Annotated in this window: 17 protein-coding genes and 1 tRNA gene; 11 read left to right on the forward strand and 7 right to left on the reverse strand. The window is 67.5% G+C overall.

The window, feature by feature from the left end; translation table 11 throughout:
• Positions 1-62 precede the first annotated feature (62 nt).
• Positions 63-2,486, forward strand: a complete 2,424-nt coding sequence (locus NM961_RS05460; protein ID WP_255912468.1) for an ATP-binding protein — start codon at positions 63-65, stop codon at positions 2,484-2,486.
• Between the two features lie 72 nt (positions 2,487-2,558).
• Here the strand turns inward: NM961_RS05460 and bfr are convergent, their stop codons facing one another.
• The 3 genes from bfr to NM961_RS05475 all read right to left on the reverse strand — a co-directional run bounded on the left by bfr (position 2,559) and on the right by NM961_RS05475 (position 4,027).
• Entirely contained in the window at positions 2,559-3,029 is a 471-nt protein-coding gene (gene bfr / locus NM961_RS05465) for a bacterioferritin (protein WP_255912470.1), read from the reverse strand.
• A 174-nt stretch (positions 3,030-3,203) separates the two neighbouring features.
• Positions 3,204-3,410: a (2Fe-2S)-binding protein gene (locus tag NM961_RS05470; RefSeq protein ID WP_255912472.1), complete on the reverse strand. Its 207-nt coding sequence runs from the start codon at positions 3,408-3,410 to the stop codon at positions 3,204-3,206.
• A 65-nt stretch (positions 3,411-3,475) separates the two neighbouring features.
• Positions 3,476-4,027, reverse strand: a complete 552-nt coding sequence (locus NM961_RS05475; RefSeq protein WP_255912474.1) for an RNA pyrophosphohydrolase — start codon at positions 4,025-4,027, stop codon at positions 3,476-3,478.
• A 144-nt stretch (positions 4,028-4,171) separates the two neighbouring features.
• Here NM961_RS05475 and NM961_RS05480 point away from each other — a divergent pair.
• From NM961_RS05480 to NM961_RS05495, 4 genes are all read left to right on the forward strand, one after another.
• A tRNA-Met gene (locus tag NM961_RS05480) sits at positions 4,172-4,248 on the forward strand.
• Between the two features lie 49 nt (positions 4,249-4,297).
• Positions 4,298-4,654, forward strand: coding sequence for a 6-carboxytetrahydropterin synthase QueD (queD, locus tag NM961_RS05485; RefSeq protein ID WP_255912484.1), 357 nt, complete (start codon positions 4,298-4,300; stop codon positions 4,652-4,654).
• 130 nt (positions 4,655-4,784) lie between these two features.
• The gene (locus NM961_RS05490) at positions 4,785-5,357 is read left to right on the forward strand and encodes a chalcone isomerase family protein (protein WP_255912486.1); all 573 of its coding nucleotides are present in this window, start codon (positions 4,785-4,787) and stop codon (positions 5,355-5,357) included.
• 168 nt (positions 5,358-5,525) lie between these two features.
• Positions 5,526-5,924: a phasin family protein gene (locus tag NM961_RS05495; RefSeq protein WP_255912488.1), complete on the forward strand. Its 399-nt coding sequence runs from the start codon at positions 5,526-5,528 to the stop codon at positions 5,922-5,924.
• 105 nt (positions 5,925-6,029) lie between these two features.
• Here NM961_RS05495 and NM961_RS05500 read toward each other — a convergent pair whose 3' ends face one another.
• From NM961_RS05500 to NM961_RS05515, 4 genes are all read right to left on the reverse strand, one after another.
• Positions 6,030-6,419 carry an MAPEG family protein gene (locus tag NM961_RS05500; RefSeq protein ID WP_255912498.1) on the reverse strand — a complete coding sequence of 130 codons (390 nt, stop codon included), beginning with the start codon at positions 6,417-6,419 and terminating at the stop codon, positions 6,030-6,032.
• Positions 6,420-6,623: 204 nt separating this feature from the next.
• Positions 6,624-7,235, reverse strand: coding sequence for an STAS domain-containing protein (locus tag NM961_RS05505; protein WP_255912500.1), 612 nt, complete (start codon positions 7,233-7,235; stop codon positions 6,624-6,626).
• Between the two features lie 4 nt (positions 7,236-7,239).
• A complete protein-coding gene (locus tag NM961_RS05510) occupies positions 7,240-8,406 on the reverse strand; it encodes an FHA domain-containing protein (protein WP_255912502.1) in 1,167 nt (388 codons plus the stop codon).
• An 18-nt stretch (positions 8,407-8,424) separates the two neighbouring features.
• The gene (locus NM961_RS05515; protein ID WP_255912504.1) at positions 8,425-9,435 is read right to left on the reverse strand and encodes a cyclic nucleotide-binding domain-containing protein; all 1,011 of its coding nucleotides are present in this window, start codon (positions 9,433-9,435) and stop codon (positions 8,425-8,427) included.
• A 190-nt stretch (positions 9,436-9,625) separates the two neighbouring features.
• Between NM961_RS05515 and NM961_RS05520 the strand changes: the two genes are divergently transcribed.
• The 6 genes from NM961_RS05520 (at position 9,626) to NM961_RS05545 (ending at position 13,328) form a co-directional block, all read left to right on the forward strand.
• Positions 9,626-10,543, forward strand: coding sequence for a CE1 family esterase (locus tag NM961_RS05520; protein WP_255912506.1), 918 nt, complete (start codon positions 9,626-9,628; stop codon positions 10,541-10,543).
• Between the two features lie 169 nt (positions 10,544-10,712).
• The gene (locus NM961_RS05525) at positions 10,713-11,051 is read left to right on the forward strand and encodes an ATP synthase subunit I (protein WP_255913091.1); all 339 of its coding nucleotides are present in this window, start codon (positions 10,713-10,715) and stop codon (positions 11,049-11,051) included.
• Positions 11,052-11,062: 11 nt separating this feature from the next.
• Positions 11,063-11,884 (forward strand): F0F1 ATP synthase subunit A, encoded by an 822-nt coding sequence (atpB, locus tag NM961_RS05530; RefSeq protein WP_255912508.1) that lies wholly within the window; start codon positions 11,063-11,065, stop codon positions 11,882-11,884.
• A gap of 69 nt (positions 11,885-11,953) precedes the next feature.
• Positions 11,954-12,220: a F0F1 ATP synthase subunit C gene (gene atpE / locus NM961_RS05535; RefSeq protein ID WP_255912510.1), complete on the forward strand. Its 267-nt coding sequence runs from the start codon at positions 11,954-11,956 to the stop codon at positions 12,218-12,220.
• Between the two features lie 100 nt (positions 12,221-12,320).
• Positions 12,321-12,791 carry a F0F1 ATP synthase subunit B gene (locus NM961_RS05540; protein WP_255912512.1) on the forward strand — a complete coding sequence of 157 codons (471 nt, stop codon included), beginning with the start codon at positions 12,321-12,323 and terminating at the stop codon, positions 12,789-12,791.
• 3 nt (positions 12,792-12,794) lie between these two features.
• Positions 12,795-13,328 carry a F0F1 ATP synthase subunit delta gene (locus NM961_RS05545; protein ID WP_255912522.1) on the forward strand — a complete coding sequence of 178 codons (534 nt, stop codon included), beginning with the start codon at positions 12,795-12,797 and terminating at the stop codon, positions 13,326-13,328.
• The last annotated feature ends 48 nt before the right edge of the window (positions 13,329-13,376 follow it).

A 13,376-nucleotide genomic window follows, 5' to 3' on the forward strand; every position in this document is an offset into this window, starting at 1 on the left:
CGGCTGTGGACTGGACTACCCGGCCGGATCCGCCCGGAAACGGCCGCTGACGAGAGACGAGAATGGCGGACTGGAAACGACTGGCCGGTGCGATGCGCTGGAGTGGCCTTGCGGTCGTGGTCAGCGCCAGCCTGGTCGGGCTGATCCTGCTGCCGCCGCCGCACAACTACTGGATGGCACCGCTGCTGCTGGTTGGCGGCCTGCTGCTGTTCCTCGGCGGCGGAAGCGGAAATACCGAAGCCCCCGCGGAAACCCGGCCCCCGGCGCGGCTGCCGGCGATGGATACGCCCGGCATCAGCGCGGCCGGCAACAATGCGCCGGCACTGCAGGCCGAGGTCGACGAGCTGCGCCAGGTGCAGCAGGACCTGATGAAGGCCAAGCACGACGCCGAAGCGGCGATGATGGCCAAGAGCGAATTCCTCGCCACCATGAGCCACGAGATCCGCACCCCGCTCAACGGCGTGATCCCGCTGCTGGACCTGGTGCTGTCGACCAAGCTCGCGCCGGACCAGCGCGACTACCTGCTCACTGCCTACCGCTCCGCACGCGAGCTGCTGCGCATCGTCGACGACATCCTCGACTATTCCAAGATCGAGGCGAACAAGCTCGAACTCGAAGCCGTGGGCATGAACCTGCGCGAGCTGCTGGACGCGGTCAAGCGGCTGATGGAGAAAAGTGCAGAAAGCAAAGGCCTCGCCTTTTCCATCGCGATAGACCCCTCCGTGCGCCTGGCCGTGCGCGGCGACCCGGTGCGCCTGCGCCAGGTGCTGACCAACCTGGTCAGCAACGCGATCAAGTTCACCGAGCGCGGCAGCATCGCCGTGCGCGTGTCGCGCCGCGGCGAGACGCGCACGCATAACGAGATCCTGTTCCAGGTCACCGATTCCGGCGTGGGCATTCCGGCCGATGCGGCGGAAAAACTGTTCCAGCCCTTTTCCCAGGCCGATGCCTCGACCACGCGCATCCACGGCGGCACCGGCCTGGGCCTGGTGATCTGCAAGCGCATCATCGACCTGATGGGCGGCAAGATCGGCGTCAAATCGGAACTGGGCAAGGGCTCCACCTTTTGGTTCAGCGTGCCCTTCCTCAAGGCCGTCGGCGACGGCCCCGGCGCGCGCACCGACCTGGGCGGCGCGCGCGCGCTGGTCGTGGTCGACGACACCGCCACGCAGCGCCGCCTCAGCGGCCAGCTGTCCGCCTGGGGCATGCAGCTGACCCTGACCAATGTCGCGGCGGAAGCGCTGGCCAAGCTGCGCAGCGCGACGCAGATGGGCGACAGCTGGGCCATAGACGTGCTCGTGGTGGACCTGGCCAGCATGCGCGGCAATCCCGCCGCCCTGCTGCGCAATGTGCTGCGCGAGCCGACCCTGGAACGTGTGCGCCTGCTGTTCCTGGCCGGCAAGGAAGAGCCGCCGGCGGAGATCCGCCAGGAAAGCCGCGCCCAGGTCGTACCGCACCACTACAGCGAGGCGGAGCTGCGCGCCGCGCTGAATACCCTGCTGGATGTGCAGCAGGGCCCCGGCCACGCGCGCGAGGAACCGGCGGAAATGCTGGCCGGGAATCTGGACCCGGGCGTGCATATCACCCCGGCCGCGACCAGCAGCGCGCCGCTGCGCGGCCATGTGCTGCTGGTCGAGGACAACCCGGTCAACCGCCAGGTCGCCCAGCGCATACTCACCCTGCTCGGACTGAGCCTGGAACTGGCCGAAAACGGCAAGGAAGCGCTGGAAAAGCTCGACAACGACAGCTTCGACCTGGTGTTGATGGACTGCCAGATGCCGGTCATGGACGGCTATACCGCCACCCGCATCCGGCGCAGCCGCGAAGCGGAGAACCGCCTGCCGCGCATCCCCATCATCGCGATGACCGCCAACGCCATGGCCGGCGACCGCGAGAAATGCCTGGGCGCCGGCATGGATGAATACCTGTCCAAACCGATGAACCGCGGCCTGCTGGAAACCACGCTGCGCAAATGGCTGCCCAGGCAGGCGCAGAGCCGCGGCACCGTAGCCACTGAAACCGCGGCTGCGGCCAGGCCGCCGGCCGCCGCACCGCCCGTCAGCGCGCCTGCGGCCGCCGTTGCCGCGGTCGCGCTGGGCGAAGGCATAGCGCCGGCCAGTCCCGCGGCCGCGCGCGACGGCGCCGCGCTGGATCAGGAAATCGTGCGCGATCTGCTCGATGTGATGGGCGAGGAATTCACCGAACTGGTCGGCGTCTACCTGGAAGACACGCCCAAGAACCTGGCTCTGCTGGAAAGCGCGGCCGCGCGCCAGGACATCAACGGCCTGATCGCGCCTTCGCACTCGCTGAAATCGACCAGCGCCAACCTGGGCGCGATGACGCTGGCGGAAATCGCCAAGCGCATAGAACACGAATCCCGCGCCGGCAGCCTGACCGATCCGGCGGCACTGGTGCGCGAGCTGAGCCAGGAATATGGCCGCGTCGCGGCGGAACTGCGCAACCTGCTGGCACGCAGCGGCGCCTGAGGCGCGCAGCGGCGGGGAATCTTGCGCACGCAAAAAAGCGGCGCGGGTTTCAGGAGCCCGCGCCGCCGGCGATCAGCTGCCGATCTTCTTCTGCAGGTAGCTCGCCTCGCCCAGCTGCTGGATCAGGTTGAGCTGGGTTTCGAGCCAGTCGATATGCTCTTCCTCGGATTCGAGGATGTGTTCGAACAGCTCGCGGCTGATGTAATCGCCGCTCTGCTCGGACTGGGCGATAGCCGCGCGCAGATCGGGCACGGCGGCGTATTCAAGCTTGAGATCGCATTCCAGGCATTCGCGCGGCGTCTCGCCAATCAGGATCTTGCCCAGGTTCTGCAGGTTGGGCAGGCCTTCGAGGAACAGGATGCGCTCGATCAGCTTGTCCGCATGCTTCATCTCGTCGATGGATTCCTTGTACTCGTGCTCGGCGAGTTCCTTGAATCCCCAGTTCTTGAACATGCGCGCATGCAGGAAATACTGGTTGATCGCGGTGAGTTCGTTGTAGAGCGCCTTGTTGAGGTGCTCGATGACTTTGGGATCGCCTTTCATGGCCTGTCCTCCGGCTGGAAACGGCGGCGACTATAGCGCCGGGCGCCGCGCCGCGAAGAAATGCGAATTGGATGCAGTAGCCGTGCGAGGCGCGCAGGCGCCGCCGCCGGGAACGCGGCGCGGCAACTCAGCGCGGCCGGAGGAAGCCGGGAAAGATGGAGAAGTGCAGCGGGATCAGGCGGCCGCGAGTACGGGCAGCGCGAACATCCGGGCATTGCTGGGGATGGATTCCTGCAGCACCTGCTCGGCGAAGCCGGCACAGGCGCCGCAGCTGCCGGCGCAGCCCGTGCGCATGGTCAGCTCGCTCAAGGTGGAGACGCCGTCAGCGGCCGCCTTGCGGATTGCGGTATCGGTCACGCCGTTGCAGATGCAGACATACATGATTTGCAGTCCTCCAATGGCCGGCATTGGACTGCAAATGCGAATGAGTGTCAACAAGTTTCCAATCAGCCCGCTTCTGCCAGCACATTCAGGGGCGGCCGCGCGTCGGCCGGCGCGGCCAACGAGCCCAGTCGCACGCGGCAGGCCGTTTCCACCACGGGGGCGAACTGGCGCAGGGCGCGCTCGTAGACCTGGCGCTTGAACATGACCACATTCTGCGCCGGGTACCAGAAATCCACCCAGCGCCAGAGGTCGAACTCGGGCTTTTCGTTCGCGTCCAGGCGCAGATGGCGTTCTTCGCCGAGGAAGCGCAGCAGGAACCAGACCTGCTTCTGCCCTATGCAGACCGGCCGCTCGTTGCGCCGCAGATAGCGCCGCGGCAGGCGGTAGCGCAGCCAGCCCGGCGTGGCGCCCAGCACTTCGACATGTTCGGGGAACAGGCCGGTTTCTTCCTGCAGCTCGCGGTACATGGCCTCCAGCGGCGTTTCATCGCTGCGCATGCCACCCTGCGGGAACTGCCAGCCGTCGCGATTGATGCGGCGGGCCCAGAACAGCCGGCCGTCGTCCCGCAATAGGACGATGCCGACATTGGGCCTGTAGCCATCGGGATCGATCACCGGCCGACTCCAGAAATACGTGCTGGCCAGGATTCAACCACAGGCCAAGCGCGGCCGACAAGGCGGGACGGCATTCATGTGCTTGACAGCAGGCCCGCCACCGCTACAATCCCCGCCCTTCTGTTTGGGCAAGTTCGCCCATGTGGCTAGGTAGCTCAGCCGGTCAGAGCGCGGCACTCATAATGCTGAGGTCGGCGGTTCGATCCCGCCTCTAGCCACCACCTTTATTCTCCGGCCCGCGCCTTCGGCGCGGCCCAAGCGGCGGCGCCGATGGATCTGTTCAAGGTTTTCCAGATCGAGGCCGCGCACCGCCTGCCCGCGGTTCCGCCGGGCCACAAGTGCTCCCGTCTGCACGGGCACTCGTTCCGCATCGAAGTGCATGTGTCCGGCCCGGTCGACCCGCAGTTCGGCTGGGTCATGGATTTCGCCGACATCAAGCAGGCCTTCGCCCCGGTGTTCGAGGCGCTGGACCATCATTATCTGAACGAAGTGCCAGGGTTGGAGAATCCGACCAGCGAAAACCTGGCCGCCTGGATCTGGACCCGGCTCAAGCCCGGTCTGCCGCTGCTCAGCCGCATCGTCGTGCACGAGACCTGTACGTCGGGCTGCAGCTACAGCGGCGGCTGAGGCGGCCGGAAGCCCGCGTCTCCCGCGTTCGTCCGCCGGCGCCGCCGATGCCGCGATCCGGAACTTGGTCGCCTGCCAGCCGGCACGGAAATCGCTAAGATCCGCGCAGCCTCCATACGGTGTAGTCCGAATGCCTGTCCTGCGCGCGCTGGTGCTTTCCCTGCTGACGACTGTCGCCGCCGCCGCGACCGTAGGCGGGCATGAATTCGCCGAGCGCATCGACGTACCCGGCGTGGGCAACAATCTGCGCCTGTCCGGCGCGGCGGTGCTGGACCGCAATTTCGTGCCGTTCTACGCCGCCGCCCTGTACCTGCCCTCGGCCGTGCGCAGCGAGGAACAGCTGCTGTCGGGCCTGAGCCCTTACCGCGTCGTCGTGGTCTGGCAGATTCCCGCATTGGATGACGCCCATGTCGACGAATACTGGCGCAAGGCCTTTGCCGAAGCCGCCGGTTCGCCCGGCAAGCTGGAGCGGGTCAAGGCCGGCGTCGACCGTTTTCTTGCCGTATTCGGCGAGGCCAGTCACGGCCAGGTCATCCTGTTCGACTACATACCCGATGCCGGCATGCGCATCTTCGTCGACAACAAGCCGGCCGGGCAGTTGGCCGGCATGGAATTCAATTCGGTGCTGCTGTCGATCTGGCTGGGCGAGAAGGCACCGCGCGACTTCCGCCGCGCACTTTCCGCCGGGATCCAGGCGAATTGACGCGCCGCGGCAAGGTTTGGCCGGCAATTTTAGTTCATTGAAAATCAGATACTTAATCTGATTTCATTGCCTCACCATCGAATTTCTCCAAAATTCCTGTTGCATCGCAACAAAACCTCCCTTAGAGTGCGCCCCGTCATCCCCACACCGCCTGACGAGGGCAAGCCCATGATCGAGCAGTACAACAACCAGGTGCTGGCTTTCAGCAAGAGCTTTGCCGAAGCCGCGTTCAAGGTGCAGGGTCTGGCCCTGCAGAATTTCGAAAAGATCGCCGACCTGCAGCTCAAGACCATCGAGAACCGCGCCAATGCGACCGCGGCTTTCGTGACCGAAGCGCTGGAAGTGCGTGATTTCGACGGCCTCAAGGCCATCTGGCCGAAGGGCGTGACCCTGGCCAAGGAATCCGCCGAGAAGGCCTATGCCACCACGCAGGAAGTCTTCGGTATCAGCGTCAAGACCAGCGAAGCGCTGGGCGAGCTGGCCAAGACCAACTTCGCTGCGACCAACGAAACCATCAAGAGCAACGTGGATTCGTTCAAGAAGGCGGCCACCGCCGCCGTCAAGTAAGACGAGCATCAAGCCGCGCTACGGCGACCCTCCCCCTCCCCGTAGCCGTAGCGCCGCTTTGGACCGGATGACGCAAGTCGTCCGGTCTTTTTCTTTGGGCGCCGTTCAGCCCAGCGCCGCGACCACGAACAGGCCGACCACGCACAGCAGCCCCAAGAACCAGGTCAGGCTGCGCAGCGGCGCACGGTCGGCCAGATAGAAGCCGGCGTAGACCAGGCGCAGGCCGATGAACAGCAGCGCGAGCAGGTCGATACGGCCCTGCGGCGCATGCAGCATCTGCGCAGTGAGCACCGCGGCGGCGAACGGCGGGAAGGCCTCGATCGAATTCAGGTGCGCCCAGTGCGCGCGGGCGCGGTAGCCGGTGAGCTGGGCCTGGAATTCCCGCGGCTTGCGGTTGAGGCGATGGATGCCGGCCTCATGCCCGTACTTGGCGACCGCGGTCAGCACCAGCGGCAGCAGCGCCGCGACCAATACACACCACAACGCAATCGTCATGCGCCTGCTCCTCATGAATGCCTGAACGACAGGCACCGACGCTACGCGGATCGGCCGCCAGCGTCACGTGCGGCAGCCGCCACGACAGCGCTTTTTCCGACAGGCCGGCGAGGCAGCGCCACCGCCGCAACTGCGCCGGCACCATTCCCCTCGATGCCGGCTCCGGCGCCGCCCTGCCCGCGGACTGCCGCCCCGCCAGCAGGATCAGGGCTGCTTGGGCCCCAGCAGACGGCGCAGCTTTCCACCCAGGCCGGTATCCGGCTCGGGCTCGGGATCGCGTTCCGGCTCCCGCGACGGCGGCAGCGGCGTGCGCGCCCGTGGCGGCCTGGGTACTTCGGGCTGGCCCGGCACGGCCTTGGCGTCGAGCAGGCGCTCGGCAGCCTGGCCCAATTCACTGCGCTCGGCCACCGCCGGCAATCCGGCCTCGGCCCCCATCAGCCGCGAGGCTGCCTGCAACAGGTCGGGAGCGAGCCCGGTCGCCGGATGGGCGGCCAGCGCGCCGCTGCGGTCGGCATAGGTGGGAATCTGCCGCGGCAAGCCCTCCTTGAAGGCCGCCTGCAGCGCGGGTGGTACGCCGGCCAGACGCACCGAACCCCGTTGCGCGGCCACGCGCGCGGCGAACGCCGCCAGGGTCTTCAATCCGGCGCTGGAGACATAGATCAGGCCGGCCGCATCGACCACGAAATGCCGCGCACCGCCGGCCTCCAGCTCCTGCAGGCCCAGCTCCAGATCGACCGCGCCGTCGGCGTCCAGACGCCCGCCGACCGCCACGATATGCACCTGTCCCTGCTGCCCGCAGGCCAGTTCCAGCGCCACGGCTTCAGCCCTCGCGGAACACCCAGCGCGCCGCGCCGATCTGGATGACGTCCTGATCGCGCAGCAGGCGTTCGCGGATCTTCTCCGCATTGACCCGGGTTCCGTGCGGCGAGCCCAGGTCGACCACGGTATAGCCGGCCATGCTGACGGTGAGCTGGGCGTGCCTGGCGTCCACGCCCGGGCCGCCCACACGCACCTCATTGTTGCCGTCGGCGCCGATGCTGACGGAATTGAGTCCCAGCACCACGCTGTTCTTGCCGGCTTCGGGGTTTTGCGGCACCAGGCGCGCGGCGCGCACCACCACGGTGGCGCCGGAGGCCGCCGCCGGCGTGGCGCTGTTGCGCGCGGGCAGCGGGATATCCAGCACCGGCATTATCTGCGTCTCGCTGGGCGGCCGCGACGGCTTGGCGGCCGGCACGGCCGCCGGCGGAGGAACCGGCGGCGCCGGCGGCACGGGAGGCAGCGGCGGCAGGGCCGACAGCGGCGGCAGTACCTGGGTCTGGTCGCTGGCCAGGTCGGCTTCCAACGTACGCAGGCCGGACGGCACGGTGGCCGCACTGGCGGCGGGCGGGATCGGCGGCAGCGGTGCGGCCACGGTCGCGGCGGAAGCAGCGGCTGGCGGCGCGGCAGGCGCTGCCGCCGCGGGTGCGGCCGGTGGCGCCGGCGGTGCGGCAGCAACCGGCGCAGCGACGGCGGCGGCCGGCGCCTGCAACTCTTCCTCGGAATGGAACGCTTCGAGGAAGCGCGCCTTCAGCTCCCGCGCGCGCTCGAGCGCCTCGGAGCGCGCCGCCAGCTCGCTTTCCAGCTTGGCAATGCGCTGCTCGAATTCGCCCTTGTCGAATTCGCCGAGCTGGTGGCGCAACTCGATCTCCTGGCGGTCCAGCGTGATCGCCTCGTGGTCGCCGGTATAGCGCTCCAGCAGGCTGCTCAGCTCGGCGTAGCGGCTGCGCGCCTGCTGCTTGAGCGGCTGCGCCTTCTGCTCCAGTTCGCGGCTGCGCGTCTCGTAGTCGCCGCGCACGCGCAGGTAGACCGGTTCGGCCACGGCGCCGCGCTTTTCCTCCAGCTGCTGCAGGCGCTCGCCCAGCACGTCCTGCTCGGCCTTCAGGGCTTTCAGCGCGTCGACCGCGGTGACGTCGATGGCCTCCAGCGCCGCGATGCGTTCGTTGCTCATAGGTTCTCCTTGGCGCGCTCAGAGCGCGATCAGCTCGATTTCGATAGTACCGAAACGCAGCCGGTCGCCGGGTTTCACCCCGACCGCCGCGCCGGTAGCCAGGCGCTGGCCGTTGAGAAAGGTGCCGTTGGCCGTGCCGACTTCCTCGCGCAGGAACAGCAGCGCCCCCTGGCGCAGCAGCTTGGCGTGGCGCCGGCTCAGGCTGCGCGCCGTGTCCAGCGGGCCCAGATTGATTTCCGGCGTTATGCCGGTGACCGGATCGATGCGCCCGACCAGGAATTCGCTGCGGCCGGGCTCCAGCACGAAGCGCTCGCCCGTGGCGGCATGCAGCAGGGCCAGACCGGCAGATTCGCGCGCGGCAGGCGCCGGCGCAGCAACCGGCGGCGCTGCCGCGGGCGGGGACGGTGCGGGCGGCGTTGGTGCAACTGCGGGTGGTGCCGATGGCGGCGCTGGCACTGGCGCACCCGCGAAAGCCGGTGCCTGGGCCGCTGCAGACGGCCTTGCAACCGCCGCGGAATCCGCGGGCGCAGGGACTACTACAGGCGCGACTGGCACAGCAGCCGGCGCCGGTGCCGAACCGGCCGCAGCGCGCTCCACGGCAGCCTGCCCCGCAGCCCCTGGCGCAACCGCCGCCTGCCCCGCCGGATCCCGCAACTGCTGCAGCGCCTTCTGCAATTCATTCACGCGCAGCTCGGTGCGGCGCTGACGCAGCACCAGCTTGCGCATGATGCGGATGGCAATTTCCACATTTTGCCGCAGCAGTTCGGCGAACGCGCCGCGCTCTATGCGCAGCAGGCGGGTATCGGCCTGGGCCAGGGCGGAGGCGAAGCGCGGCTGGTCTTCAAGTATGGCCATCTCGCCGAGGAAATCGCCGGGCTCCAGCAGGGCCAGCGGTTCGCTGCCGCGGGCAGCGCGCAGAATGGCGATGCGGCCGGACTCGATGATGTACATCTCGGCCCCGGCATCGCCTTCGCGGAACAGGTACTGCCCTGCCGCGACATCCACATAGAGGTCATTAGCCTTGGCCATGCTGCCTTCCGTGCCCTGCCGCGAGGTCGCCGCGATTATGCCGAGCGCCGGATTGCCGCGCCAACGCCGCAGTGCGCTTTCGCGCCAGGCTGCGCAACCCGTCACGCCGGCACTGCGCAATGCTTCGCGATTGAAGCGGGCGCGCGCGGCCCATACTTCCTCATCGACGCCACGGCAAACGCCCATCGCCATGTCGCTGCCGCGCAATCTGCTCCCGCTGCTGCTCGCCTTCGCCCCTGCGCTGCAGGCCGCCCAGACCGTCGTATTGCCCGCCTGGGCCTGCAACGCGAGCAACGACCGCATTTTCCGCAGCGGCCTGCAGTTCAACGAATGGGTGCCGTCCACGCCCAGCCTGGGCAGCGGCGGCGCCGCGCCGGGACGGCAGGTGCGCAACTACGCCATCGCCGGGCTGGGCAGCGGCACGCAGACGGTCCATCTCTACATTCCGCCTGGCTACAACCCGGCGTACCCGGCGCCGCTGGTGGTGGCCCTGCACGGCACCGCCGGCAGCATGGCCGACGGCTACGCCCAGGATGTGCGCAACACCTGGCAGACCGTCGCCAGCACGCGCGGCTTTATCGTCGCCGCGCCGGTGGCCAACGGCGCGTCCGGCTCGTGGACCAATCCCTGGGCCGCGCCGCCGAACGACTACACCTTCCTCGCCGCGCTCATGGCCGACCTGCGCGCCGCCTACAACATCGACGACAGCCGCATTCTGCTGTGGGGCTTTTCCGCCGGCGGCCACATCGCCCATGACCTGCTGGTCAACGGCGCGGTGCCGGCGCTGGACGAAAACCACCTGGCCAGCTACGCCGTCAGCGCCGGCCGCCTGTTCGCCGCGGCCTGCCTGGGCGACAGCGAGGCCACCTGCCAGAACCGCCTGAACACTCAGGCGCGCAAGCTGCCGCTGGACATACACCTGGGCAACAGCGATCCGATGGGCTTCCCGCCCTACAGCGCCGATCTCGATCCCGGCCGCTTCCAGGCCGCCGGCTGGACGCTCGACGGCGACCTGAACTACCGCGTTTTCGTCGGTGGACACACCTACACCGCCAGCCATCTGACCGAGATCTGGAACTTCTCCTGCCGCTTCGCCCTGAGTCCCTGAAAAGGGTCCGGCGCGGGGCGGAAACAGCGGCCATTTTGGTTGCGACGCTTCAAAACTGGCTGTTATAATTCCGCTGCTTAGTGACTGGTGCGCGTACCGCACGGTGCGTGGGGCCGGTCAACCGCCAGGGCAGTTCCCAGTGAGAAATTCCATCGCCGCCGGCCGGCGTATGGCCACTCGGATCGTGTTCGCCCAGGCGGGAGTTTCCCTTCTGATGGCATTGCTGTTTCTGGCGCAGGGATGGCGTCCGGCGACAGGCGCCCTTGCGGGCGGCGTGCTGGTGGCGCTGGGGACGGCCCTGCTGGCCGCGCGCATGTTCCGCGGCAACGCAATCAGCGGTGCCGCAGCGTTCTGGGGGCTGCTGCTGGGCACGTTGTTGAAATGGGCTTTGCTGGTCGGCGGGCTTTTCGGCCTGCTCGCAGTTTGGAGGTTGCCGCCCCTGGCGGTGATCACGGGTTTCACGGCAGCCCTGCTGATGCATCTGGCGGGACTGCGGTTCAAGGAATAGTGGAGTTTCTTGTGGCCACCGAGGCAGCGACAGGCGGTTTGAACGAATACATCACCCATCACCTGACCCACCACGTTATCAGTGTGGGCAGCGGGTTCAACCTCGACTCCTGGCTGGTGTCGCTGTTGCTGGGTCTGGTGTTCGTGATCTGGTTTGGTCTGAAAGCGCGCAAGGCAACGGCCGGCGTGCCGAGCAAGGGCCAGGCCTTCGTCGAGATCATCGTCGAGTTCGTCGACGGCCAGGTGAAAGACACTTTCCACGGCGACCGCCGCTCGGTCACTCCGCTGGCGCTGACCATCTTCATGTGGATCGTCTTCATGAACGCGATGGACCTGCTGCCGCTGGACCTGCCCGGCTGGCTCGTCCATACCACGGCCGGCGCCGAAACCGCGCATCACACCTATTGGCGCCTGGTGCCGACCGCCGACCTCAACACCACGCTCGGCATCTCCGTCTCGGTCTTCTTCATCCTCCTGGGGCATGCAATCTCCGCGAAGGGCGGCTTCGGCTTCGGCAAAGAGCTGCTGACCGCGCCGTTCCATGCCCATGGTCCGGCTGCCATCGCGCTTGCACCGGTCAACCTCTTCATGAACATCGTCGAGTGGCTGGTCAAGCCGGTTTCGCTGGCGATGCGACTGTTCGGCAACATGTATGGCGGCGAACTCGTGTTCATGTTGATCGCCGGCATGCTCGCCAGCAGCGTCACGCTGGTGCCGGGCATCATCGCGAACGCCGCCTGGGCGATCTTCCACATCCTGATCGTCCTGCTGCAGGCCTTCATCTTCATGATCCTCACGGTCGTCTACATCGCCGGCGCCCGCGAAGGCCATTGATCGGTTTTGACGCTGCACCCTTTTCGTTCCTGACTATCCGTTTCTGACTTTTCTTCGAGGAGATTCACCATGGAATTCATCGCCAACGTTCAGGGCCTGACCGCCATCGCCATCGGCATCATCATCGGCCTCGGCGCCCTGGGCGCCTGCTTGGGCATCGCGATCATGGGTTCCAAGTTCCTGGAATCGGCCGCCCGCCAGCCGGAACTGGTGCCGATGCTGCAGGGCCGCATGTTCCTGCTGGCCGGCCTGATCGACGCGGCGTTCATTATCGGTCTGGCCGTGGCCCTGTTCTTCGGCATCGCCAACCCGCTGCTCAGCGCGCTGCCGAAGTAATAGCGCGAATCGCCTGCAGATCGCGCGCCTTCACCGGCGCGCGCCCTGCGTTCGCCACGCCGTCCGGCGTGTCCGTAGCGATTGCCTGAGGAGTCATACGATGAATATCAACTTGACCTTCTTCGGCCAGATGATCTCCTTCGGGATCCTCGTCTGGTTCACGATGAAGTTCATCTGGCCGCCGCTGAATGCAGCGATCGAATCGCGCCAGAAGACCATTGCCGACGGCCTTGCCGCCGCCGAGCGCGCCCGCCAGGAACTCAAGGACGCCGATTCGCGCGTCGCCGACGAGATCCGCAAGGCCCGCGAGGAAGCGACCCAGATCGTCGAGCGCGCCAACCAGCAGTACAACCAGATCGTCGACAAGGCCAAGGCCGATGCGGTCGCCGAAGGCGCGCGCCAGAAGGCCATCGCCCAGGCGGAGATCGACTCGCTCTCGCACCAGGCCCGCGAAGTCCTGCGCCAGCAGGTCGCTGCGCTGGCCGTTTCCGGCGCGGAGAAGATCCTCAAGCGCGAGATCGACCAGGCCCGCCACCGCGACCTGCTCGACGCCCTGGCCAAAGAGATCTGATCCATGAGCAGCGCCGAAAGCCTTGCCCGTCCGTATGCCCGCGCCGCGTTCGACCTGGCGCGCGAGTCCAACGCGCTGGCCGAGTGGTCGTCCAAGCTGCAGTTCGCCGCCTCCGTCGCCCGCGACGCGCAGGTGCAGACCCTGATCGGCAATCCCGCCTTCGGCGGCGAGAAGCTGGTCGGCCTGTTCCTGCCCCAGGGCGAGAAGGCCGATTCGGCCTTCGCCAACTTCATCGCCACCCTCGCCGCCAACCGCCGTCTGCCGATCCTCGCCGACGTCGCCGACGGCTTCGCCGCGCTCAAGCGCGCCGACGAGGGTGTGCTGAAGGTGACCGTGCGCGCCGCCGTGGCGCTGGAAGCCGCCCAGGCCGACGCGCTCAAGGCGTCGCTGGCCAGGCGCTTCGGCCGCCAGATCGAGCTGACCAGCGTGATCGACGAATCGGTCATCGGCGGCGCGATCATCGACGCCGGCGAAACCGTCATCGACGGCTCGGTGCGCGGCCGCCTGGAACGTCTGGCGCAAACGCTGACTCACTAAAAAATTGTCGTCATGTCGGCGGATCCGTGCGATCCGCCTCAAGCGAGA

The organism is Tahibacter harae, assembly GCF_024437735.1.
Taxonomy (GTDB): Bacteria; Pseudomonadota; Gammaproteobacteria; order Xanthomonadales; family Rhodanobacteraceae; genus Tahibacter; species Tahibacter harae.

Bases quoted from the DNA above. Each gene is read 5' to 3' on its own strand.
- NM961_RS05460 (WP_255912468.1), top strand. From the start codon at position 63: ATGGCGGACTGGAAACGACTGGCCGGTGCGATGCGCTGGAGTGGCCTT.
- bfr (WP_255912470.1), bottom strand. From the start codon at position 3,029: ATGAAAGGCGATCCCAAAGTCATCGAGCACCTCAACAAGGCGCTCTAC.
- NM961_RS05470 (WP_255912472.1), bottom strand. From the start codon at position 3,410: ATGTATGTCTGCATCTGCAACGGCGTGACCGATACCGCAATCCGCAAG.
- queD (WP_255912484.1), top strand. From the start codon at position 4,298: ATGGATCTGTTCAAGGTTTTCCAGATCGAGGCCGCGCACCGCCTGCCC.
- NM961_RS05490 (WP_255912486.1), top strand. From the start codon at position 4,785: ATGCCTGTCCTGCGCGCGCTGGTGCTTTCCCTGCTGACGACTGTCGCC.
- NM961_RS05495 (WP_255912488.1), top strand. From the start codon at position 5,526: ATGATCGAGCAGTACAACAACCAGGTGCTGGCTTTCAGCAAGAGCTTT.
- NM961_RS05500 (WP_255912498.1), bottom strand. From the start codon at position 6,419: ATGACGATTGCGTTGTGGTGTGTATTGGTCGCGGCGCTGCTGCCGCTG.
- NM961_RS05510 (WP_255912502.1), bottom strand. From the start codon at position 8,406: ATGAGCAACGAACGCATCGCGGCGCTGGAGGCCATCGACGTCACCGCG.
- NM961_RS05515 (WP_255912504.1), bottom strand. From the start codon at position 9,435: ATGGCCAAGGCTAATGACCTCTATGTGGATGTCGCGGCAGGGCAGTAC.
- NM961_RS05520 (WP_255912506.1), top strand. From the start codon at position 9,626: ATGTCGCTGCCGCGCAATCTGCTCCCGCTGCTGCTCGCCTTCGCCCCT.
- NM961_RS05525 (WP_255913091.1), top strand. From the start codon at position 10,713: ATGGCCACTCGGATCGTGTTCGCCCAGGCGGGAGTTTCCCTTCTGATG.
- atpE (WP_255912510.1), top strand. From the start codon at position 11,954: ATGGAATTCATCGCCAACGTTCAGGGCCTGACCGCCATCGCCATCGGC.
- NM961_RS05540 (WP_255912512.1), top strand. From the start codon at position 12,321: ATGAATATCAACTTGACCTTCTTCGGCCAGATGATCTCCTTCGGGATC.
- NM961_RS05545 (WP_255912522.1), top strand. From the start codon at position 12,795: ATGAGCAGCGCCGAAAGCCTTGCCCGTCCGTATGCCCGCGCCGCGTTC.